The sequence below is a fragment of the uncultured Sphaerotilus sp. genome (assembly GCF_963924895.1).
Taxonomy (GTDB): domain Bacteria; phylum Pseudomonadota; class Gammaproteobacteria; order Burkholderiales; family Burkholderiaceae_C; genus Sphaerotilus.
This window is the reverse complement of the sequence record NZ_CAWURG010000014.1, coordinates 1-22,020: the sequence shown is the minus strand read 5'-3', so window position 1 is coordinate 22,020 and position 22,020 is coordinate 1. Positions and strand designations below refer to the sequence as shown.

General features: G+C 68.1%; 19 protein-coding genes and 3 pseudogenes. 15 read left to right on the top strand and 7 right to left on the bottom strand.

Annotated elements, in window-relative coordinates; translation table 11 throughout:
* The first annotated feature begins 99 nt into the window (after positions 1 to 99).
* Together AABN02_RS05390 and AABN02_RS05385 are read left to right on the top strand one after the other, a co-directional pair.
* A complete protein-coding gene (locus AABN02_RS05390) occupies positions 100 to 1,407 on the top strand; it encodes an ATP-binding protein (protein WP_338413890.1) in 1,308 nt (435 codons plus the stop codon).
* The gene (locus tag AABN02_RS05385) at positions 1,404 to 1,865 is read left to right on the top strand and encodes a hypothetical protein (protein WP_338413889.1); all 462 of its coding nucleotides are present in this window, start codon (positions 1,404 to 1,406) and stop codon (positions 1,863 to 1,865) included. Before AABN02_RS05390 ends, AABN02_RS05385 begins: the two co-directional genes overlap by 4 nt.
* Here the strand turns inward: AABN02_RS05385 and AABN02_RS05380 are convergent.
* A pseudogene (locus tag AABN02_RS05380) lies at positions 1,835 to 2,237 on the bottom strand (hypothetical protein); the annotation flags it as partial. The gene AABN02_RS05385 and the pseudogene AABN02_RS05380 sit on opposite strands and share 31 nt — an antisense overlap.
* Positions 2,231 to 2,389 carry a hypothetical protein gene (locus tag AABN02_RS05375; protein ID WP_338414016.1) on the bottom strand — a complete coding sequence of 53 codons (159 nt, stop codon included), beginning with the start codon at positions 2,387 to 2,389 and terminating at the stop codon, positions 2,231 to 2,233. The gene AABN02_RS05375 and the pseudogene AABN02_RS05380, both read right to left, overlap by 7 nt.
* Between AABN02_RS05375 and AABN02_RS05370 the strand changes: the two genes are divergently transcribed.
* On the top strand, positions 2,381 to 3,988 hold the full coding sequence (locus tag AABN02_RS05370) for a c-type cytochrome (protein ID WP_338413888.1): 1,608 nt from the start codon (positions 2,381 to 2,383) through the stop codon (positions 3,986 to 3,988). The genes AABN02_RS05375 and AABN02_RS05370 overlap by 9 nt on opposite strands.
* 20 nt (positions 3,989 to 4,008) lie before the next feature.
* Here the strand turns inward: AABN02_RS05370 and AABN02_RS05365 are convergent, their stop codons facing one another.
* Positions 4,009 to 5,928, bottom strand: coding sequence for a multicopper oxidase domain-containing protein (locus AABN02_RS05365; protein ID WP_338413887.1), 1,920 nt, complete (start codon positions 5,926 to 5,928; stop codon positions 4,009 to 4,011).
* A gap of 66 nt (positions 5,929 to 5,994) precedes the next feature.
* Positions 5,995 to 6,594 (bottom strand): SCO family protein, encoded by a 600-nt coding sequence (locus AABN02_RS05360; protein WP_338413886.1) that lies wholly within the window; start codon positions 6,592 to 6,594, stop codon positions 5,995 to 5,997.
* A gap of 266 nt (positions 6,595 to 6,860) precedes the next feature.
* Between AABN02_RS05360 and AABN02_RS05355 the strand changes: the two genes are divergently transcribed.
* Positions 6,861 to 7,430, top strand: coding sequence for a hypothetical protein (locus tag AABN02_RS05355; protein WP_338413885.1), 570 nt, complete (start codon positions 6,861 to 6,863; stop codon positions 7,428 to 7,430).
* Here AABN02_RS05355 and AABN02_RS05350 read toward each other — a convergent pair.
* Positions 7,402 to 8,181 carry a TerC family protein gene (locus AABN02_RS05350; protein WP_338413884.1) on the bottom strand — a complete coding sequence of 260 codons (780 nt, stop codon included), beginning with the start codon at positions 8,179 to 8,181 and terminating at the stop codon, positions 7,402 to 7,404. The genes AABN02_RS05355 and AABN02_RS05350 overlap by 29 nt on opposite strands.
* Before the next feature lie 202 nt (positions 8,182 to 8,383).
* Here AABN02_RS05350 and ilvD point away from each other — a divergent pair, with 202 nt between their 5' ends.
* From ilvD to AABN02_RS05335, 3 genes are read left to right on the top strand one after another with little or no spacing between them, the layout of a single operon-like run.
* Positions 8,384 to 10,243, top strand: a complete 1,860-nt coding sequence (gene ilvD / locus AABN02_RS05345; protein WP_338413883.1) for a dihydroxy-acid dehydratase — start codon at positions 8,384 to 8,386, stop codon at positions 10,241 to 10,243.
* 1 nt (position 10,244) lies between these two features.
* The gene (gene nhaR / locus AABN02_RS05340) at positions 10,245 to 11,168 is read left to right on the top strand and encodes a transcriptional activator NhaR (RefSeq protein WP_338414014.1); all 924 of its coding nucleotides are present in this window, start codon (positions 10,245 to 10,247) and stop codon (positions 11,166 to 11,168) included.
* Positions 11,169 to 11,215: 47 nt separating this feature from the next.
* Positions 11,216 to 11,629, top strand: a complete 414-nt coding sequence (locus AABN02_RS05335; RefSeq protein WP_338413882.1) for a hypothetical protein — start codon at positions 11,216 to 11,218, stop codon at positions 11,627 to 11,629.
* A gap of 7 nt (positions 11,630 to 11,636) precedes the next feature.
* Here the strand turns inward: AABN02_RS05335 and AABN02_RS05330 are convergent, their stop codons facing one another.
* A complete protein-coding gene (locus AABN02_RS05330) occupies positions 11,637 to 12,524 on the bottom strand; it encodes a MurR/RpiR family transcriptional regulator (RefSeq protein ID WP_338413881.1) in 888 nt (295 codons plus the stop codon).
* Between the two features lie 225 nt (positions 12,525 to 12,749).
* Between AABN02_RS05330 and pal the strand changes: the two genes are divergently transcribed.
* Positions 12,750 to 13,298 (top strand): peptidoglycan-associated lipoprotein Pal, encoded by a 549-nt coding sequence (gene pal / locus AABN02_RS05325; RefSeq protein WP_338413880.1) that lies wholly within the window; start codon positions 12,750 to 12,752, stop codon positions 13,296 to 13,298.
* A gap of 58 nt (positions 13,299 to 13,356) precedes the next feature.
* On the opposite strand, the gene AABN02_RS05320 is transcribed toward pal, so the two are convergent.
* The gene (locus AABN02_RS05320) at positions 13,357 to 13,902 is read right to left on the bottom strand and encodes a MarR family winged helix-turn-helix transcriptional regulator (RefSeq protein ID WP_338413879.1); all 546 of its coding nucleotides are present in this window, start codon (positions 13,900 to 13,902) and stop codon (positions 13,357 to 13,359) included.
* A gap of 49 nt (positions 13,903 to 13,951) precedes the next feature.
* Here AABN02_RS05320 and AABN02_RS05315 point away from each other — a divergent pair, with 49 nt between their 5' ends.
* The 7 genes and pseudogenes from AABN02_RS05315 to AABN02_RS05285 all read left to right on the top strand — a co-directional run.
* A complete protein-coding gene (locus AABN02_RS05315) occupies positions 13,952 to 15,139 on the top strand; it encodes a cation:proton antiporter (RefSeq protein ID WP_338413878.1) in 1,188 nt (395 codons plus the stop codon).
* 1 nt (position 15,140) lies between these two features.
* Complete coding sequence (locus AABN02_RS05310) at positions 15,141 to 16,259, top strand: YbdK family carboxylate-amine ligase (RefSeq protein WP_338413877.1); 1,119 nt, start codon at positions 15,141 to 15,143, stop codon at positions 16,257 to 16,259.
* Positions 16,260 to 16,450: 191 nt separating this feature from the next.
* Positions 16,451 to 16,801: pseudogene (locus AABN02_RS05305) on the top strand (carbonic anhydrase family protein); the annotation flags it as partial.
* A gap of 85 nt (positions 16,802 to 16,886) precedes the next feature.
* Complete coding sequence (gene iolC / locus AABN02_RS05300) at positions 16,887 to 18,827, top strand: 5-dehydro-2-deoxygluconokinase (protein WP_338413876.1); 1,941 nt, start codon at positions 16,887 to 16,889, stop codon at positions 18,825 to 18,827.
* Positions 18,828 to 18,846: 19 nt separating this feature from the next.
* Positions 18,847 to 20,730: a 3D-(3,5/4)-trihydroxycyclohexane-1,2-dione acylhydrolase (decyclizing) gene (gene iolD, locus AABN02_RS05295; RefSeq protein ID WP_338413875.1), complete on the top strand. Its 1,884-nt coding sequence runs from the start codon at positions 18,847 to 18,849 to the stop codon at positions 20,728 to 20,730.
* A gap of 21 nt (positions 20,731 to 20,751) precedes the next feature.
* Positions 20,752 to 21,657 carry a myo-inosose-2 dehydratase gene (gene iolE / locus AABN02_RS05290; protein WP_338413874.1) on the top strand — a complete coding sequence of 302 codons (906 nt, stop codon included), beginning with the start codon at positions 20,752 to 20,754 and terminating at the stop codon, positions 21,655 to 21,657.
* A gap of 3 nt (positions 21,658 to 21,660) precedes the next feature.
* Positions 21,661 to 21,876, top strand: a pseudogene (locus AABN02_RS05285) (5-deoxy-glucuronate isomerase); the annotation flags it as partial.
* Positions 21,877 to 22,020: the final 144 nt, after the last annotated feature.

Here is a 22,020-nt window from a genome sequence, read left to right as displayed (position 1 = left end):
GCGTGGTGCCACGGCGGGTGGAGAACGCGTCAGAACCTAAAATGGAGCAGCACCCCTGGGCATCCCGGCGTGCGATGTCTTCTGATCACTGGGCAATCCATGCTGACTTCCATCCGGCTCAGAAACTTCAAGAGTTACCAGGACGCCACGCTGCCATTGGCCGCATTGACCTTCCTGATCGGCTCGAATGCCTCGGGCAAGAGCAATGTGCTCGAAGCCATCCGATTGCTGAACTGGCTGGCCAAGGGGAGCCGACTGGATGACATCGCCCGCTCGATCCAGAGCGGGGACGCGGTGCTGCGCGGTCAGGCACGTGACCTGTTCCGGGATCCGCAGCACAGCCTGAGCCTGGGGGTGCATTTCAGCGCGGCACCGGAAGGCTGGAGCGACTTCGAGATCGCGGTCGGCATGCCAGCCGACCAGCTGGCGATCACGGCGGAACGGGTCAGCCAGGCCGCTCAGACGGTACCGCTGTACCAGGTGGATGGCGTCCCCAACTTGCACAGCGACGAGATCAGCATCGCTTACAACAACTTCAAGCGCGGACGGGTCAAGCCGCACATCCCCTGCTCGAATCGGCAGGCGATCTTCTACCAGCTCGAAACGCCTGGACGCTTTGAAGCGAGCCACCCCGAATCCCAGCGTGTCATCCCGCTGGTGACACGTGCGCTGCGGGAGACACTGCGCAACATGGTCTTCCTCGACCCGCGCCCTTCCGTGATGCGCGACTACGCCTACACCAAGGACGACCAGATCAAGGAAGACGGCCGCAACCTGTCGGCTGTGCTGTTCCAGATCTGCCAGACGGACAGCGACAAGGCGCGCCTGCTCGATTTCATCCGCTCGCTGCCCGAGCAGGACATCAGCGACGTGCAGTTCATCAAGACCGAGCGCAGTGACGTGATGGTGCGGCTGGTCGAGACCTTCGGCCACCAGAGCCGGACCGTCGATGCGCCGCTGCTGTCGGACGGCACGCTGCGGGTGCTGGCGATTGGCGCAGCGCTGCTCACCGCCCCCATCGGGGCTTTGGTCGTGATCGAGGAAATCGACAACGGCGTCCACCCGAGCCGCGCCGAAACGCTGGTGCACCAGATTCAGGCCATCGCTGCCGAGCGGCAGTTGCGCGTGCTGCTGACCTCGCACAACCCGGCCCTGCTGGATGCCTTGCCAGATGCCGCGCTGGGTGATGTGGTGTGCTGCTACCGGGACACGACAGAAGGCGACAGCCGGCTGGTGCGCCTGGGCGACCTGGAGCGGTACCCTGAACTGGTGGCGCAGGGGCCACTCGGCCAGTTGATGACCCGGCGCATCCTTGACCGCTTTCTGAAAGACCAGCGGACAGAGGCGCAACGCCGGCAAGCAGCGCTCGACTGGCTCAAGGCACTCGACGCGGAGGAGCCTCTGTGAGCGCGGTCTGCCTGCTCGACACCTCGGTACTGGTCGAGATTCTGGATGTGCCAGGCAAGTCACAGCACTGCGCCGCCACCCGCGCCGCCCTGGCCACGCGGATCGAAGAGGGGCAGACCTTGTTCCTGCCGATGACCACGGTGCTGGAGACGGGCAACCACATCGGTCAGGTCGGTGACGGCACGCTGCGCCGACGCTGCGCGCAGCGGTTCGTCGCGCAAGTCGGACAGGCACTGGAGGGCATGTCCCCATTCAAGCCCATCAGCTTCTTGCGCACCGACGACTTGCGCCAGTGGCTGGCCGAATTCCCGGACCACGCCGGGCGAGGCAGTGGTCTTGGCGACTTGTCGATCATCCACGACTGGAAGCGACTGTGTGACCAGAACGCAGCACGGCGGGTCTACATCTGGTCACGCGACCAGCACCTTCAGGCATACGACCGCGCTGCGGTCGTCTGAAGCCGGCCAACCGTCTGCGGCCGCTCAGCAGCGCACCGGCTGGCCGCGTCGGCGAGGATCTGCGCCTTCACGCCATCGGCCACCGTCGTGCGGAACGGGGTGCCGCTCTGCAGGCACTCGAAGAAGTGCGCGGTCTCCAAAGCGCTGGTCGTAGCCATAGGCGGTGCGGCGGCTGGTGTTGATCTGGCAGAGACGGCCCTGCTTCGTGCGGATCGTCACCGCCGTGCTGTCGAAGTCGCCCAGACCGGCGATGGTCGGATCGGTCAGCACCGAGCCGGAGGCGCTCAGCCACTCCGCTTCGTCGCCATCGGCGCACAGGACGAAGCGGCGCTGGAAACCGATCATGCAGGCGACACCCGCGGCCTTCACAGCTTCACCGCGCCACGACATCGATCGACGGGTCCGGCCAGCACGGCCTCGATGGTGGAGACCTGGGCGAAACGATCGAGAGCGCCCCGAATAATGGAAATATTTTTGAACGATGGCCTGCGCCTGCCCTGCGGCACACTGGCCGCATGAAACATCTTGTCACCACTCTGCTGCTCGCCATCGGATGGCCCGTCGCACATGCCGGCGCATCGGAGGCTGGCGATCCCGCGCGGGGCCAGGCCATCCACCTCGAAGGCCGGCTGCCGGATGGCCGCAGCTTGCGTGCACGCCGCACGGATCTGCCCGACATGACGGGCGCAGCCGCCGCGTGCGCGCAGTGCCACCGGCGCAGTGGCATGGGCGACCAGGAGGGCCGGCTGCGCGTGCCGCCGATCACCGCGGCGAGCCTGCTGGCGCCGGGCCGGACGACGGCGGTCGGACGCGCCGCGCCGGGCATCGAGATCGCCGGGACACGGACCGAGACCCGGCCGGCCTACACGGTGGACAGCTTCGCGCGGGCGCTGCGCACCGGCGTCGATCCGGCGGGACGGGCGCTGGCGCCGTGGATGCCGCGTTACGCGCTGGACGACGCGGCGGTCGCTGATCTGTTTGCCTGGCTGGAGCGGCTCGGTCCGGTCGGTGGTGCATCGCTGCGGGGGCTGGTGGACAACACGCTGCACCTGGCCACCATCGTCACGCCCGACGCACCGGCCGCACGGCGCGAAGCGGTCGAGACGACGCTGTCGGCCTGGGCACGCCAGCAGCGCTTCGGGGATGTGCGCGTGGCGCTGCACGTCTGGCGGCTGACGGGCGATGCGGCCGGTTGGAGCGCACAGTTGCAGCAGCGGATGGCCGAGCAGCCGGTGTACGCCGTGGTCTCGGGCGCAGGCGCAAGCGCTACGCAGTGGGCGCCGGTGGAAACCTTCTGCGAAGCGGCAGCGCTGCCTTGCGTGTTTCCACTGCTCGACGGCGCACCGGCCACGGCCGCCGGGCGGCACCACGCGCTCTACCTGTCCGAAGGCCTGCTGGCCGAAGCGCGGGTCGCCGCCCGCGCCGTGGCTGCGCTGGCCACACCACCGGCCCGGCTGCAGGTCTGGTTCGATTCGGATCCCGGACGCGACGCGGCACAGGCCTTCCGGGCGACGCTGGCATCGGTTGGTCCGAAGGTGCAACTGCGCGACCTGCGCGCGCAGCCGATGCCAGCTGGCCAGCCCCCGGTCACCCCGGACGATCTGGTGGTGGCCTGGGTGGCGCCACCGCAGGTGCAGGCACTGTTCGCCGCGACGGCCAACGGACAGCGCGCAGACGCCCTGCCCGCGGTCTGGCTGTCGGCGCAACTGGCGCCGCCCGAGGCGCTCGATCTGCCCCCCGCATGGCGATCGCGGGTGCGCTGGTCGTCGTTGAAATCCACGCCGGAGCGCTTCCGTGCCGCCGCCGTCACCGGCCTGCAGCCGTGGCTGCGCACGATGGGCCTGGACCCGCTGCAGGCGACCCCGCTGCAGGGCGAGGTCTACGCCGCCGCCTACTTCTTCACCGACGCGCTGCAGCGCAGCCGTGGTGCCTGGTCGGCCGAACACCTGCTGGAGCGGCTCGAAGCGGGGGTCAACAACCGCGCTGCGGCCGGCGCCTACCTGCGGCTCTCGCTGGGCCAGGGCCAGCGCGTGGCGGCCCAGGTCGGGCAGCTCCAGGGCTGGGCCGCACCGGACCACCGCACGCTGGTGCCGATGTCGCCGGTGCTCAACGCCAACCGCTGAAGCGCCGAGCTACACGCCGGTCAGACGACCTGGTACCAGCGCATCATGTCGTGGTCCTCGTGCGACAGGATGTGGCAGTGGTAGACGAACTTGCCGGGGCGGTCGAAGGCCATGACGATGCGCGTGACCTGGCCCGGCGGGCAGATGACGGTGTCCTTCCAGCCGTTCTCGGTGGCAGCCGGTGCCACGGCCGCACCGCTCAGGGTCGCACCGGGCTGGAGTTGCACCCCCGTCCAGCCATTGCGCATCGCGGTGGACTGGATGGTGCCGGTGAAGGCCTGGCGGTTCTTGATGCGGAACTTGACCAGGTGCAGGTGGACCGGGTGGGCGTCGACCGTGGTGTTCCAGAACTCCCAGACCTCCGTGCTGCCGAGCTTCGGCGTCTCGGTGGCCGGGTCGTTGAAGCCCTGGGTACCGAGGTTCTTCGCGCCGGTCGGGTCGTAGACGCCCAGCATCGGGTTGATGCGGCCGTACTCGTCGGTGCCCTCGCCCAGCAGGATGCGGCGCACCGGGGTGGTGGCCGTGTCGCCGGCGGAGGCCGCCAGTGCCGCCGTGCCATTGCTGCCACGCAGCGTGTGCAGCGTGCTCATGATCGACTTCGGCACAAAGATGTTGGCCAGCAGCCCGACCTTGAAACGCATCACCGCCGCCGTGCCCGCGGACGGGGGACCGCCCAGCGGGAACGGGGTCGCGGCCGAATTGACCAGATCGACCGTGTTGCCGACCAGCAGTGCCCACGAGAAGTCGATCACCACGTCGTAGCGCTCACCCGGCGCGATGGTCAGCCCGGCCGCACCCACCGCGACCGGGTTGTTCAGGAAGCCGAGGTCGGTGCCGACCACGTGCATCGGCACCCAGGTCGGCGCCGAGTTCTTCAGCGTGAAGAAGCGCGAGTCGGAGCCGTTCAGGATGCGCAGGCGGTAAGGCCGTGGCTCGACCGAGAGGCTCGGCCACGCCTTGCCATTCACCAGGATGACGTCGCCGAACACCTCGGGCATGTGGCTCGGGCTGTTGGCGGGAAAGTTGCCAGGCAGCGGCGTGGGCGAGTTGGCCGGGTTGGCGGAGTAGACGAACTGGCCCTGGGCGTCGAAGGTGCGGTCCTGCAGCACCAGTCCGATTTCGTGCTGCGCTGCGGGGATCTTCCACAAGGTCTGCAGCGCCTTTTCGTTGGCGTCGCGCACGACGTAGAGGCCGGCCAGACCCGCCTGCACGTTCACGCCGGTGAGGCTCTCGGCATGGTCGTGGTACCAGTGCAGCGAGGCTTCCTGGTTGTTGTCGTAGAGGAAGGTGATGGCCTCGGCGGTGCCGACCTGCACCGCATTGCCGTTGATGCCCGGCCCGGTCTGGCGGCGCAGCGGCGTGGCCCACTGGTCGGGGCCGCCGTCGAACTCGGCGGCCGAGCCACTGCCGTGGTGGTGCACCGCCAGCGGCACGCCGGTGGTCGGCGTCTGGATCGTCATCGTCTGGTCGATGGGCAGGATGTGCGGCAGTGCCTGCCCGCTGGCGTTCACCAGCCGGTTGACCCAGTGCACGGTGATCGGCACGCCCTTGCTGGCCTGCAGCGTGCGGCCGGGGAAGGTGGGGCCGGTTTCCTGGTTGGCGTAGCCCCAGATGGTGGTGGTGATGCCGGGCACGCCGAGCACGTTCGCGGTGGCCTGGCCCGCGCCGATGGTGTAGTCGGACGCGCCGACGGTGGGCTTGTAGATGCCGGCCGCGGCCAGCGGGTTGGGCAGCACATTGGTGAAGCGGCGTGACCAGGCCTGTTGCCACAGCGCCGGATCGGAGGTCACCGCCCAGCGGCTGTTGGTGCCCTGCACTGCCGCGAGCGCCCGGCTCGGCGCGAGGGACAGCGAGGCTGTCGCCGCGGCAACACCGGCGGAGAGACTGAGGAAACGGCGGCGGCTGGTGCGGGTGCGGGGCACGGCGGGGTGGTCAGGCATGGGAGTCTCGCGAAGTCGGGTGGAGGGGGCGGAGGCGGAGGCGGAGGCGGAGGCGGGAAAGATCGGTCACGCGGGCTTGAGCCGGCGGTATTCGTCCAGCAGGCGGCGGGGACTGACAAGCCCGTCCAGCCGCACCCAGACCGGGCTGGCGGGTGCGCGCAGGAAGATCACCGCGTCGTGGTTCATCTTGTCGCCGCGCCAGGCATCGAAGGCGCGCTGCACCGTCTCGGAGGACTGCGGGTCGCCGGTGACGAAGCTGCCCCGGGCGCCGCGGCTGCGGGCGTGTTCGGCCAGGCGGGCGACGGTGTCGTGGTCCGGGTCGATCGACACCGACACGACGTTGACCTGCGACGCCTCGGGGCCGAGGGCGCGCACGAATTCGTCGATCACGTGGCTGGTGACGGGGCAGACCGTGGTGCAAGAGGTATAGAGGAAGGTCAGCACCACCGGTCGGCCGTCGTCGATCAGTGGCCGCAGCGCCCGGGCCCGGCCATCGGCGGTGAGCACCTTCACGCTGGGCACTTGGTAGCGCTGCTCGCTGCGCTGCACCGTCGCCGCCGCGTCGGAACCGGCGGCGGGCGTGTGCCCTTGCGCGGGGGCCAGCAGGACCACCATCGACAGCGCCAGGAGGGCAACACACCGTGTGAACAAGTCGATGGCAGTCATGAAATAGTTTTCTTTTGTTTACAAATTTACATCCTGATTCATCTTAACAAAGCACGAGACCAAGGTTGTGTTCATCGAAACACAGCCACCGCACCTTCATCATTCGTTCAGGTGGACCAAATCGACACCAAAGTTGGTCATTCGCCTGAAAATTGCCAAAAGGAAAGCGACGCTTGTCAAGCGATAGCGGGATAACCATGAAAGCAAAAAAACCATCGGCTCCAGCCCGGCCTGCACCGCCCGCACGGCGGCTTGTCGCCCTGCTGGTGACACTGGCTACGGTCGGGGGACTCGGCCTCTATCTGCGCGATCTGTACGCGCCGGGCGATGCGCCGCCGGTTGCGCAAGGGGCTGCCGCCGACGCGGACCTGGCGGTCCGGTCACTTCCGGCAACGGCCTCCATCGACCAACCTGCGCCCGCGACGGCCACACGCGACCAGCTGCCGGCCACGCTGCCGCCGGGCATCGTGCTGGTATCGACCCAGCCGGATGCCCAACCACCACAGGCGACGCTGTTGCTGGACGGTCAGTTGCAAGCCCAGACCCTGGGGACCACCGTGGCCGGATCGGCGCTGCGGCTGCGTGGGGTCACCTCGGATGCGGTGACGCTGGGTCTGGCAGAGGGGCCGGTGCTCTACACGCTGCCGGTCAGTCCGGCGGAGGAGGTGCGCCAGCGCCTGGCGGACGCACGAGCGGCGCGGCTGGCCGAGCGGGCCACCGCGCCGACGGGCGCCGCCTCGGGCGACTGGGTGGTGCAGCGCGATGCTGACCAGACCACGCCGCTACCGGACGCCATGAAGGTAACGGTCAGGCAGCGTCTGTCGCCGCGTCCCTGAGCGTTGCCGCACGCGCCTGCTGGCGCTTGGCGCGGGCGCGGATGTTGAGGGCTTCCACACCGAGCGAGAAGGCCATCGCGGCGTACAGGTAACCCTTCGGGATGTGCAGGTCCAGCGCCTCGCCCGTCAGCGCCATGCCGACCATCACGAGGAAGGCCAGCGCCAGCACCTTGACCGACGGGTGCGCATCGACGAAGTCGCCGATCGGCTTGGCAGCGAACAGCATCACGCCCACCGCAGCAATCACGGCGGCCACCATCACGCCCAGCTGGTCCACCATGCCGACCGCGGTGATCACCGAGTCCAGCGAGAAGACGATGTCGATCACGCCGATCTGGCCGATCGTCGCCCACAGCGCGCGCTGGCCAGCCGCTTTCATCGCGGCAGCGTCTGCCGGTGGCGGGCCATCTTCCTCGCGGGCCTCGACCTCGACGAAGATCTCGTGCGTGGCCTTGTAGAGCAGGAACAGGCCACCGCCGAGCAGCACGAGGTCACGGCCGCTGATGCCCGTGCCCAGCACGGTGAACAGATCCTCCTTCAGGCCCATCACCCAGCTCAGCGAGAACAGCAGCAGCAGGCGTGACACCATTGCGAACCCGAGGCCGAGTCGCCGGGCGAAGTCGCGCTGCTCGGGTGGCAACCGCCCGACGAGGATGGAGATGAAGATGATGTTGTCGATGCCCAGGACGATTTCCAGGGTGGTCAACATCGCGAAGGCGATCCAGAGATTGGGGTCGAAAAGGAATTCCATGGACGGAGTCTAGGGGGCTGGATACTTCGCGTACAGTCGATTAAATTGGAGTATCACTTCCTTTAAACAGAAGTATCAATCCACGACAGTCCACGATTCGCACCCGGAGCCCGGCGCACCAACGCCCCGGACGCCACCGGACCGGCCGACTGCGCCAAAATCACACCCCCGCCCGTTCGGCCCCCCATTCCGAGAGCTGCCCATGCCCGCCTACCGTTCCAAGACCTCCACCGCCGGCCGCAACATGGCCGGTGCCCGTGCCCTGTGGCGCGCCACCGGCATGAAGGACGGCGATTTCAGCAAGCCGATCATCGCCGTCGCCAACTCCTTCACCCAGTTCGTGCCCGGCCACGTGCACCTGAAGGACCTGGGGCAGCTGGTGGCCCGCGAGATCGAAGCGGTGGGCGGCGTCGCCAAGGAGTTCAACACCATCGCGGTCGACGACGGCATCGCGATGGGCCACGACGGCATGCTGTACTCGCTGCCCAGCCGCGAGCTGATCGCCGACTCGGTCGAGTTCATGGTCAACGCCCACTGCGCGGACGCGATGGTGTGCATCTCCAACTGCGACAAGATCACCCCCGGCATGCTGATGGCCGCGATGCGCCTGAACATCCCCGTGGTCTTCGTCTCCGGCGGCCCCATGGAAGCGGGCAAGACCAAGCTGGCGAATCCCACGACGCACATCATGGAGTTCAAGAAGCTCGACCTCGTCGATGCCATGGTGATGGCCGCCGACGCCAGCATCTCGGACGAGACCGTCGCGCAGGTGGAACGCTCGGCCTGCCCTACCTGCGGTTCGTGCTCGGGCATGTTCACCGCCAACTCGATGAACTGCCTGGCCGAGGCGCTGGGTCTGGCGCTGCCGGGCAATGGCACGGTGCTGGCCACGCACGCCGACCGCGAACAGCTCTTCAAGCGCGCCGGCCGCATGGCGGTGGACCTGTGCAAACGGTATTACGAAGAGGAAGACGCCTCGGTGCTGCCGCGCTCGATGGGCTTCAAGGCCTTCGAGAACGCGATCACGCTCGACATCGCCATGGGCGGCTCGACCAACACCATCCTGCACCTGCTGGCCATCGCCCAGGAAGCCGAGATCGACTTCACGATGGCCGACATCGACCGCCTGTCGCGCGTCGTGCCGCAGCTGTGCAAGGTGGCGCCGAACACGCAGAAGTACCACATCGAGGACGTGCACCGCGCCGGCGGCATCATGGCCATCCTGGGTGAACTCGACCGCGCCGGCCGCCTGCACACCGACGTGCCGACCATCCACGCGCCGACGATGAAGGACGCGCTGGATCAGTGGGACATCGCCCGCAACCCGAGCGCCGAGGTCCAGCATTTCTACCTCGCGGGTCCGGCCGGCATCCCGACCCAGGTCGCCTTCAGCCAGAACACCCGCTGGCCGAGCCTGGACCTCGACCGCGCCGAAGGCTGCATCCGCTCCGGCGAACACGCCTTCTCGCAGGAAGGCGGCCTCGCCGTGCTGCACGGCAACATCGCGCTCGACGGCTGCGTGGTGAAGACGGCCGGCGTGGACGACGTGCTGATGGTGTTCGAAGGCTCGGCCTACGTGACCGAATCGCAGGACGAGGCAGTGGCCGACATCCTGGCTGACAAGGTCAAGGCCGGCGACATCGTGATCGTTCGCTACGAAGGTCCGAAGGGCGGCCCGGGCATGCAGGAAATGCTCTACCCGACCAGCTACATCAAGTCGAAGGGGCTGGGCAAGGCGTGCGCGCTGCTGACCGACGGCCGCTTCTCGGGTGGCACCTCGGGCCTGTCGATCGGCCACTGCTCGCCGGAAGCGGCGGCCGGTGGTGCAATCGGTCTGGTGCGCCAGGGCGACCGCATCCGCATCGACATCAAGAACCGCTCGATCAACGCGCTGCTGTCGGACGAGGAACTGGCCGTTCGCCGCGCCGAGCAGGATGCCAAGGGCTGGAAGCCGGCCCTGCCGCGTCCGCGCAAGGTCTCGGCAGCGCTGAAGGCCTATGCGCTGCTGGCCACCTCGGCGGACAAGGGCGCCGTGCGCAACCTGTCGCTGCTGGGCGACTGAGCTGAACTACAAGCACCTGTACTACTTCTGGGCCACGGCCAAGGCCGGCGGCGTGATGCGGGCCAGCGAACAGCTGCACACCACGCCGCAGACCCTGTCCACCCAGATCAAGCTGCTGGAGGACAGCCTCGGCTGCGCGCTGTTCCGCAAGCGCGGGCGCGGGCTGGAGCTGACCGACGATGGCCGGACTGCGCTCGGCTACGCCGACCAGATCTTCACGCTCGGCGCGGAGCTGGAGGCGGCGATCGGGCCGGCCCGCCGCGCCCAGACGCTGCCCGAGTTCCGCGTGGGCATCGCCGACCAGGTGCACAAGTCCATCGCCTACCGCCTGCTGGAACCCGCGCTCGACGGCCCGGCGCCGGTACGGCTGATCTGCCACGAAGGCACCCTCGCCGACCTGCTGGCACAGCTGGCCGTGCACCGGCTGGACCTGGTGATCGCCGACGAGCCGATGGGACCGAACCTGAGCGTCAAGGCCTACAGCCACCCGCTGGGCACGACGGCGATGAGCTTCTTCGCCACGTCGGCGCTGAAGGCGACGCTGCAGGGGACCTTTCCGCAGTGCCTGGACGGCGCGCCGATGCTGATCCAGGGCGCGTCCTCGGCAATGCGCCAGCGGCTGGATGGCTGGCTGGGCGAGCAGGGGCTGCGTCCGCGGCGGGTGGGTGAGTTCGCCGACGCGGCGCTGCTGAAGGCCTTCGGTGCCGAGGGCCGGGGCGTGTTCATGTCGCCGACGGTGCTGGAGGTGCAGACCTGCGCGCAGTACGGTGTCGAGGTACTGGGACGATCGCCAACGCTGGTGGAAGCCTTCTTCGCGATCTCGGTCGAGCGTCGCATCACGCATCCCTGTGTCCTGGCCATCACCGCGGCAGCGCGGGGACAGTTCCTGGCGCAGCCGGGTACGGAAATCGAAGGATTGCGTTAAAGTTTTCACATCCCATCGGACCCTCACCAGCATCGGAGGCTGCGGCCATGAACGACGTGATCATCCAGGACGACGAGCTGAACAGCTCGACGCGCATGCTGCACATCATCTACGGGCTGCACGCGCTGGGTCTGGGACTCGGGGCCTTCGGTGCGGCCACCGTGCTCGGCTCCTTCCTGTTCGGCTGGCCGTCGATCATCGCGGTGGTGCTGAGCTACATCGAGCGCAGCAAGGTCACCGGCACCTGGCTGTCCTCGCACATCGACTGGGTGATCCGCACCTTCTGGATCGCGCTGATCTGGTCACTCGTGGTGCTGGTGGTGTCGATTCCGCTGATGGCCCTGCTGGTCGGTTTCGCGACATTGCCGCTGGGCATGTTCCTGCTCGGCGTGTGGGCGATCTACCGGATCGCGCGCGGCTGGCTGCGCCTGAAGGATGGGGAGCCGATGCCGGCCGAGTGAGGCTGCGTCAGGTGGTGGGGGGCAGTCCCGCCCGCGTGATGGCCTGGGTCGGCCGGTACGGCAACTCCAGCCGGTAGGCCAGCGCGATGAACAGGCTCTGCGCCAGACCCATGGTCGCCGTCAGCGAACGGAAGCCGAAGGTGGCGCTGTCCTGCACGATAAGGGCGACTTCGGCCTCGCGGGCCAGCGGGCTCATGCGGCTGTCGGTGATGGCGATGAGCCGCGCGCCGCGCTGCACCGCCTGCTGCGCGACGGTCACCGTCTCTTCGGCATAGGGCGCGAACGAGATCGCGAGGAGCACATCCCCGGTGCGCACCGAGCGCATCTGGCCCTCGTGCATGCTGCCCATCGCGGTGACCAGGCCGATGCGCTTGTCGGTGTGCTGCAGCGCGTAGTCCAGATAGACCGCGATCGGAAACGAGCGCCGTGAGCCGGCGATCCAGATGGCCTGCGTCTCGGCCAGCAGGTCGACCGCCTGCCCGAAGGCGGTCTCGTCCAGCGTGTTCTGCAGCTCCTGCATCCCGGCCAGACTGCCACCGAGGAACTCGTGCGCGATCTGCGCGGCGTTCAGGTTGGGCGCGCCGGACTCGATCACGTCGCGGATGCGGGCGCTGTAGTTGCGGCCCGGGGCGATCTGCTGCGACAGGCCGTCGCGGAAGACGCGCTGCAGCTCGGTGAAGCCGGTGAAACCGAAGTGCTTGGCGAAGCGCACGACTGCCGAGGGCTGCACGCCGCAATGCGCCGCGACGTCCTGGATGCCCTCCAGTCCGAGGTGGTCGCGGTGCTGCTCGACGTAGCGGCCGATCAGCTTGAGCTGGCGGCTGAGCGACTCGTAGTCGTCGGAAATGCGCTTGAGCAGCAGATCGACAGTCATCCTGGGGGCATTGGCGTTCATCGGCAGCCATTCTAGGCAGACCAGGGGCCCGCGAGCGTGCGGGTATCCATGGGCACCGCTTGCAGAGCACCCACCGCCTCGGCGGTGAAATTGTCTCCCTCGGATTGGTGGGACTACGGGTAGTCGAGCATCCGCAAGACAAATATATTTGTTCAAATATACTTAAGCAGTTCGTAATCCGCTGGCCGAATCCTCAAGTCGGCTCAAAAAACCCACGGAGACTCCATGTCCAGATTCCTTTTGACCGCCGTGTCGACCCTGCTGCTGGCCGCCGGTTTTGCTGGCTGCAGCAGCACGCCTCCGGCCACACCCGCCCCGGTCGCTGCGCTCGCCGCCGCCACGCCGCGTGAACCCGCACCAGCGCCCGCCCCGGCCGCACCACCAGCCGCCGCGCCCATGAAGCAGGCGCTCGCCGCGCATCTGGACCCGGAAAGCCTGATCTCCCGGGAGCGCAGCCTCTTTTTCGATTTCGACAGCTACACCGTCCGCAGCGAATATCGTTCGATGCTGAGCAACCACGCGAGCTACCTTGGTTCGGCACCGAGCCTGGCGATCCGCATCGAGGGCAACAGCGACGAACGGGGTGGCGCCGAATACAACCTTGCGCTGGGCCAGAAACGCGCGGAAGCGGTGCGCCGATCGCTCAAGTTGCTGGGCGTCAAGGAATCCCAGATGGAGGCCACCAGCTGGGGCAAGGAACGTCCGCGCGCGACTGGGCACAACGAGGCGGCCTGGTCACAGAACCGGCGCGTCGATCTGGTCTACCCCAAGTGAGGTGACGTGACGGGCCATGCACCGCATCGCGGGCAGGTCGCTGCGGCGCTGCTGCGTTTCACTGGCCGAGCGGGATGTTGGCCGCCTGCTCGCTCACAGCCAGTACGCCCATGAGCTGTGCCAGGTCGGCTTCCAGCCGATCCAGCGTCGCGGCATCCAGCCGGGCCAAGGCCTGCGGCAGGACGCCGTTGAACGGCCCAGGTGCACGCTGCAGGATCTCGTGCCCGGCGGGCAGCATGGAGAGTTGCACGGCGCGCCGGTCAGGGCCATCGCGCCCCACGGCGATCAGGCCCCGTTCGGTCAGCACCCGGACCAGATTGCTGGCCGTGGACTGGTGGACATCCATGGCACGCGCCAGGTCGTTGACCCCGACACCATCGCGCGCCTGGATGACGCTCAGGGCCCACAGCTGGGCGCCTCCCAGGCCAGCCTGCCGTTCGACCTGCTGAAAATGGGTCTTGACGGCATTGAATACCTGCCGGAACTGGCGCAGCACCCGCGCCGCTGCGAGGTCATTTTCCAGCGTGTGACCGCCACCACTCTCGGCCGTATCCGGGGCACCATCGGGGTCGAGCGTCTTCGCAGACGGGGTTCGTTTTGCCATCTGACCATCATAGAAGACAAGGGTACCGGCCCCGTTGACAGGAGTCCCCATGATTGAACTGGGCAGTACGCCCCCGGAACTGGCCTGGCCGCTGGCACTCATGCTGGCCTGGGTTGCCGGCGAGGTCATCCACCGCCGGATCCAGCTGCCGCGCATCAGCATGTACGCGATCGTCGGTTTCGCGCTCGCCCCCACGCAACTGGGACTGCTGCCACCGGCTGCGCAGGGCAGCGTGCTGTTCCTGGCCAATGTCTCGCTCGGCTTGATCCTGTTCGAGGCGGGACACCGGTTCAACCTGCGGTGGATGCGCGTGAATGCCTGGTTGGCGGTCAGCAGCGCGACCGAGGCCGGCCTGGCCTTCGTGCTGGTGTACGGGGTGGCAGTCGCCTTCGGCACCGCGGGCACCGCCGCGCTGCTGCTCGCGGCACTGTCGATGGCCACCTCGCCGGCGACCATCCTGCGGGTCGTCAACGAGCAGCGTTCCTCCGGCCAGGTCACCGAGCGCATCCTGCACCTGTCGGTGATGAACTGCGTGCTCGCCGTGTTCGTCTTCAAGATCGTCGTGGGCATGACGGTGTTCCGCACCTCGGGCCGCCTGGGCGAGGCGATCTACAGCAGCCTGTTCGTGCTGGCCGCTTCCGCCGCGCTGGGTGCCGTGTTCGGCCTGCTCATGCCGGCCCTGCTCCGCAGGTTCCACCGCACCCGCCAGGACAGCACGCTGGCGTTCACCCTCGCCGTCATCTTGCTCGTCTCGATCGCGCACGGGCTGAAGCAGTCGCCGGTGCTGGCCACCCTCACCTTCGGACTGCTGGCGCGCCACCGCCGCATCAGCATGGGGCCGTCCGAGCGGGGATTCGGAGCACTCGGCGACCTGATGTCCCTGCTGCTGTTCGTGTTCGTCGCCTCGACCCTGGAACGGGACAAGGTGCTCGCCGGCGCGCTGCTGGGGTTGGCGCTGATCGGTATCCGCCTGGTGGCCAAGGTCGTGGGTGTCTCGATCTACTCGCGTGTCAGCGGCATCTCCTGGCGCAAGGGCTTGTTGACCGGTCTGGCGCTGACGCCGATCTCCGCCTTCGTGATCCTGGTGCTGGAGCAGACGCGCCACATCGGCATCGACCTGGTCGATCAGCTCTCGCCGCTGGCGGCGGCCGCGCTGACGCTGGAGATCATCGGCCCCGTCGTGACGCTCTACGCCCTGCGCTGGGCCCATGAAACCCAGGATTCGGAGGGCCACTGACATGCCGCTGGAACCATTCAAGACCTCCGGCTCGTTGAGCATGGGCGTCGAACTCGAACTGCAACTGGTCAGCCTGAGCGATCTGGACCTGACTTCGGCCAGCACCGACCTGCTGGAGTTGCTGCACAGGCGCCCCTTCCCCGGGATGCTCACGCCCGAGATCACGCAGAGCATGATCGAGGTGGCCACCGACGTGCAGACCAGCCACGCCGGCGTGCTGGCCCAGTTGCGCACGATCCGCGACACCCTGGTGGACGCGGCCGATCGTCTGAACATCGGCATCTGCGGCGGCGGCACCCACCCCTTTCAGGACTGGTCGGACCAGAAGATCTTCAGCAAGCCGCGCTTCAAGGAAGTCTCCGCGCTCTACGGCTACCTGGCCAAGCAGTTCACCATCTTCGGCCAGCACATCCACATCGGCTGCACCAGTGGCGACGAGGCGCTGTACCTGCTGCACGCCCTGAACCGCTACGTGCCGCACTTCATCGCCCTGGCCGCGTCATCCCCCTTCGTGCAGGGCAAGGACACGCTGTTCAACTCGGCCCGGCTGAACTCGGTGTTCGCTTTTCCACTGAGCGGCCGCGCACCGTTCATGCTGCGCTGGTCCGATTTCGAGGACCAGTATTTCGCGAAGATGGCGCACACCGGCGTCGTCAAGTCGATGAAGGATTTCTACTGGGACATCCGCCCCAAGCCCGAGTACGGCACGATCGAGCTGCGCGTGTGCGACACGCCGCTGACGGTGGAGCGGGCCGCCGCGCTGGCCTGCTACCTGCAGGCGCTGTGCCGGCACCTGCTGGCCCATGGCGACGAGGCCCCGGCAGAGGACGACTACCTCGTCTACAACTACAACCGGTTCCAGGCCTGTCGCTTCGGGCTGGATGGGTCGCTCATCCACCCCAAGACCTATGCGCCGATGTCGGTGCGCGAGGACATCCAGTCCACCCTGCGACGGCTCCAGCCGGACGCCGATGCGCTGGACTGCGTTCCGGCACTCGCACACCTCTACCGGGCCACCCACGAAGGCAGTGACGCGAGCCGGCTGCGCCGGGCCTACGAGGAACGGGGGAGCGTCGAGGGCATGGTCGACGCGGCCTTGCAGCGCTTCCGCGAGGGCTGAACTGAACGCTGAACGCGCACGCGCGAGGCGGCGGAGTGCGGCGTGTTCCAACTCTCGGCCCATTGCAATGTCCTTACGCCATCCGCTTGTTCGCATCACGATTACCCCCACCCTGCTACTGACCGCGTGGGGCGCCCAGGCCTCCAGCACCACACCACTGGGAATACAAGGGCCAGCACGACCCTGCGCACTGGGCCCACCTGGACACGGCCTTCGAGGGCTGCTCGGCCAGCAAACGCCAGAGCCCCGTTGACATCAGGGCAACCGAGAAGGTCGCGTTGCCCGCGCTGGACTTCGGCGACAGCCCGACCAAGAGTGCGACGGTCAACAACGGCCACACCATCCAGGTCAACCTGCCGGCCGGCAACAGCCTGCCAGTGGGCGATCAGCGCTACGAGCTGCTGCAGTTCCACTCCCACACGCCCAGCGAGGAAGTACTGAACGGCACGCGCAAGCCGGTGTTGTGGTCAAAGAATCGCTCTGAGGGGATCCTTGCCAGGGCGCATCAATTTGGAAATTCATTTCCAAGTAAATACACCTAGGGAATTTTGTTTTCGAGTTCGATAGACTCGATACCAACCTTGGCACCCCTGCGCCCAGGCCCTCCACGGGCCGGCCACCTCCCCGATGAGCACCTTGAATTTCCCCTCCGGTCGCCCGATCGACCTGGCCTGCCTGGGCCGGGTCGCGGTCGATTTCTACGCGCAGCAGTTCGGCAGCCGCCTGGAGGATGCCCGCAGCATGGCGATGTACCTCGGCGGCTCGTCGGGCAACCTGGCCTTCGGCGTGGCGCGACTGGGCCTGCGCAGCGCGATGATTTCCCGCGTCGGCAACGAGCAGATGGGCCACTTCCTGCGCGAGACGCTGCAGCGCGAAGGCTGCGACGTCAGCCAGCTGCAGACCGACCCCGAGCGCCTCACCGCCCTGGTGCTGCTCGGCCTGAAGGACCGCGACACCTTCCCGCTGCTGTTCGTGCGCGAGAACTGCGCCGACATGGCGATCCGCGCGGACGAGATTTCCGAGGACTTCATCAAGGGCTGCCGCGCGCTGGCCATCACCGGCACGCACCTGTCCACGCCCACCACCCGCGAAGCCGCCCTCACCGCGCTGACCTTCGCCAGGCGGCATGGCGCGATGTGCGTGCTCGACATCGACTACCGGCCGGTGCTGTGGGGCCTGACCTCGCGCGGCGCGGGCGAAAACCGCTTCGTGGACAACGCCAACGTGACGCGCCAGCTCCAGCAGGTGCTCGGCGAGTTCGACCTGCTGGTCGGCACCGAGGAGGAGTTCTTCATCGCGGGCGGGCACCCGGACGACCTGATGGCCTCGCTGCGTGCGGTGCGCGAGGTGTCCAGGGCCAAGCTGGTGGTCAAACGCGGCGCGGCGGGCTGCTGCGTCATCGAGGGTGACATTCCCGCGGCGATCGAGGACGCGCCGACCTTCCGTGGCGAGCGGGTCGAGGTGCTGAACGTGCTGGGCGCGGGCGACGCCTTCCTGTCGGGCCTGATGACCGGACTGCTGCAGGGCAAGGACTGGGCCGAATCGACGCGCATCGCCAACGCCTGCGGCGCGATCGTCGTCTCGCGCCACGCCTGCTCGGCCGCGATGCCGACGCCCGCCGAACTGGAACACTGGTTCAGCGGCAGCCGCAATCCCAAGGTGGACGCCGATGCGCAGCTCGCCCACCTGCACCGCGTCACCGCCCCCGCGCGTCCGGTGTGGAGCGAACTCTGCGTGATGGCCTTCGACCACCGCAGCCAGTTCTACGACCTCGCCCGTGAAGCTGGCGCCGAGGAATGCCGCATCCCCGCACTCAAGCAACTGCTGGTGCGCGCCGCCGAGCAGGTCGAGCGCAGCCACCAGTTGCAGGGCCATGTCGGCGTGCTGATCGACGGCGGCGACTACGGCCGCGACGCGCTGGCGAGTGCCACGGGCCGCGGCTGGTGGGTCGGGCGGCCGGTGGAGCTGCCGGGCTCGCGCCCGCTGCGCTTCGACGGCACGCGCTCGGTCGGCACCGCGCTGGTCCACTGGCCGACCGAGCAGGTCGTCAAGTGCCTCGTCCACTACCACCCGGACGACGACACCGCGCTGCGGCTGGAGCAGGAGCAGCGCGTGCTCGAACTCTGGGAAGCCACCCGCGAGAGCGGCAACGAGCTGCTGCTGGAGATCATCCCGCCCAAGGCCATGACGCCGGCCGGCACCGAAGACGCGGCCGTACTGCGCGCAGTCAAGCGCTTCTACAACCTGGGCGTGAAACCCGAGTGGTGGAAGCTGGCCCCGATGAGCGCCGAGGGCTGGACGCAGCTCGCCGCGCTGGTCGCCGAGCGCGATCCGCACTGCCGCGGCGCGGTGATCCTGGGCCTGAACCAGCCGCTGCAGTACCTCGCCGACAGCTTCGTCCACGCCACCAATCCCATCGTCAAGGGCTTCATGGTCGGCCGCACGCTGTGGGTCGAGGCTTCGCAGCAGTGGCTGCGCGGCGAGATCGAAGACACCGCCGTCATCGACACTGTGGCCCGGAATTTCGCCACCCTCGTGGACGCCTGGAAACGCCGCAAGGCCGCCTGAACGAACCCCCTTCCACCCCATGCACAACACCATCCGACTCACCGTCAGCCAGGCGCTGGTGCGCTACCTGGCCGCGCTGCGCGTGGAATTAACCCACGTCGATGGCTCCACCGAGGTCGTCCCCTACGTTGGCGGCGCCTTCGCGATCTTCGGCCACGGCAACGTGACCGGCCTGGGCGAATCGCTCCACCAGGTGCGCGACCAGTTGCCCACATACCGCGCCCACAGCGAGCAAGGCATGGCCAACGCGGCGATTGCCTACGCCAAGGCGAACTTCCGCCAGCGCATCATGGCCGTCACCTCCAGCATCGGCCCCGGCGCCACCAACATGGTGACCTCGGCGGCGCTGGCGCATGTCGGGCGGCTGCCGGTGCTGCTGCTGCCCGGCGACGTCTTCGTCACGCGCCTGCCGGATCCGGTGCTGCAGCAGGTCGAGGACTTCGAGCAGGGCGATGTCAGCGCCAACGACTGCTTCCGCCCGGTGACCCGCTATTTCGACCGCATCACGCGGCCCGAGCAGTTGCTCGTCGCGCTGCCGCGGGCGATCCAGGTACTGACCGATCCGGCGCAGTGCGGCCCCGTGTGCCTGGCGCTGCCGCAGGACGTGCAGACCTTCGCCTTCGACTGGCCGGCTGACTTCTTCGAGCCGCCCGTGATCCGCTTCCGCCGCCCGCCGGCGGAGCAGCGTGAACTGGACGACGCCGTCGCGCTGCTGCAATCGGCCAGGAAGCCGATGCTGGTGGCCGGCGGCGGCGTGCTCTACAGCCAGGCGTGGGCCGCGCTACGCGACTTCGCGGACGCGCACGGCATCCCGGTCGTCGAGTCGCAGGCTGGCAAGGGCAGCATGGCCTGGGACCACCCGCTCAACCTCGGCGCGATCGGCGTGACCGGCTCGCCCGCGGCGAACGCTGCAGCCGCCGAGTGCGACGTAGTCTTCGCCGTCGGCACGCGGCTGCAGGACTTCACCACCGGCTCGCACGCGCTGTTCAGCCACGCGAAGCTGCTGAGCCTGAACGTGCAGCCCTTCGATGCCGGCAAGAAGCGCGGACAGGCGCTGGTCGCCGATGCACGGACGGGCCTCGCGCAGCTGTCCGCCGCGCTGGGCGACTGGCGCGCCGACGAGGCCTGGACCGCCGCCAGCCGTGACCGCGCCACCGCGTGGGTCACCCGCGTGAACGAGCTGACGCTGAACATCCCGACCGACACCCTGCCCTACGACGCCGAGGTGATCGGCGCAGTGCGCGAGTCGGCCTCGGACATCGGGCTGGACAGCGGCACGAACGACCTCGTGGTCTGCGCGGCCGGCACGCTGCCCGCGGAGCTGCACAAGCTCTGGCGCAGCGGCCTGCCCGGCAACTACCACATGGACTACGCCTACTCGACCATGGGCTACGAGGTCGCGGGAGGCCTGGGCGCCAAGCTGGCGCGGCCCGAGCGCGAGGTCTTCGTGATCGTCGGCGATGGCTCCTACATGATGCTCAACGCCGAACTCGCCACCTCGGTGATGCTCGGCAAGAAGATCATCGTCGTCCTGCTCGACAACCGCGGCTACGGCTGCATCGAGCGGCTGCAGGTCAACTCGGGCGGCGCGAGCTTCAACAACATGCTCGACGACTGCATCCCCGACGGCGGCCAGCCCTCGGCGATCGACTTCGCGATGCACGGCCGCGCGATGGGCGCCGACGCGGTGCACGTCCGGGACATCGCCGAACTGCGCCACGAACTGGCCCGCGCCCGCCTGGCCACGAAGTCGCAACTGCTCGTCATCGACACCACCCACCGCCGCACCACCGACGACGGCGGCGCGTGGTGGGAAGTGGCGCTGCCCGAGGTGTCGCCGCGCCCAGAGGCGCTGGCCGCGCAGGCCCGCTACGTCGAAGCCAAGAAGAAACAATTCCACTGAACCTGACCCACTGGAACCACCATGACCTGGAACGTCCGCATCGGCATCAACCCCATCTCCTGGATGAACGATGACCTGCCCGCCCTCGGCGGCGAAACGCCGCTGGAAACTGCCCTGTCCGAAGGCGCCGAGATCGGCTACGAAGGCTTCGAACTCGGCAACAAGTTCCCCAAGGACGGCCCCGGCCTGAAGGCCAAGCTCGACGAGTTCGGCGTGGCCTGCGTCTCGGGCTGGTACTCGGGCTTCCTGGCCGAGGCCACGGTTGAGGCCGAGATGGCCCGCTGCGTCGCCCACATGGAGAAGCTGCAATACAACGGCGTGGACGTCGTCGTCTACGGCGAGTGCGCCGGCACCGTGCAGGGCCAGATCGACACGCCCGTGAGCAAGCGCCCGACCTTCCGCGACGCAGCCGCCTGGCAAGCCTACGCCGAGCGCATGAACGCCTTCGGCCAGCACCTGATCGACACCTACGGCATCCGGCTGGCCTACCACCACCACATGGGCGCGTATGTGGAGTCGCCCGCCGACATCGACCAGCTCATGGCGCTGACCGATCCGGCCAAGGTCTTCCTGCTGTACGACACCGGCCACGCCTACTTTGGCGGCGCCACCGATCCGCTGGTGCCGCTGAAGAAGCACCTGAGCCGCGTGGTCCACGTGCATTGCAAGGACGTGCGCCCTGCCGTCATCGCGCAGGCGCGCAACGACGGCTGGAGCTTCCTGAACGGCGTCCTCAACGGCACGTTCACGGTGCCTGGCGACGGCGTGATCGACTACGACGCCGTGCTGACCACGCTGAAGGACGCCGGCTACGAAGGCTGGCTGGTGGTCGAGGCAGAGCAGGATCCCGCCTTGGCGCCCAGCTACGCCTACGCCAAGAAGGGCCACGACACGCTGCGGGCCATCGTCAACCGCCTGGGGACCTGAACCATGAGCCTCCTCGTCAAGGCCGCTGCCGGCCGCGAAATCTGCGAGATCACCCCGGAGCGGGCCGGCTGGATGCACGTCGGCTTCCGCGCGCTGCGGCTGGCGGCGGGGGACCATGAAACGCTCGACACGGGCGCGCGCGAGCTGTGTCTGGTCGTGCTGACGGGCACCGTCGATGTGCAGGTCGGTGACACCGTGTACGCGGGGCTGGGTTCGCGCGACGTACGTATTCAGCCCCCCGGCATTGACAACATCGTCAAGCCGGTGAAGCCCGGGTAGCGCGCGGAGCGAGCAAGGCTGAGAGTGCACGGATGGACCAACCCGAAGCCCCAGACCGCAAGGCTGCCGCAGTGCAGGACAAGC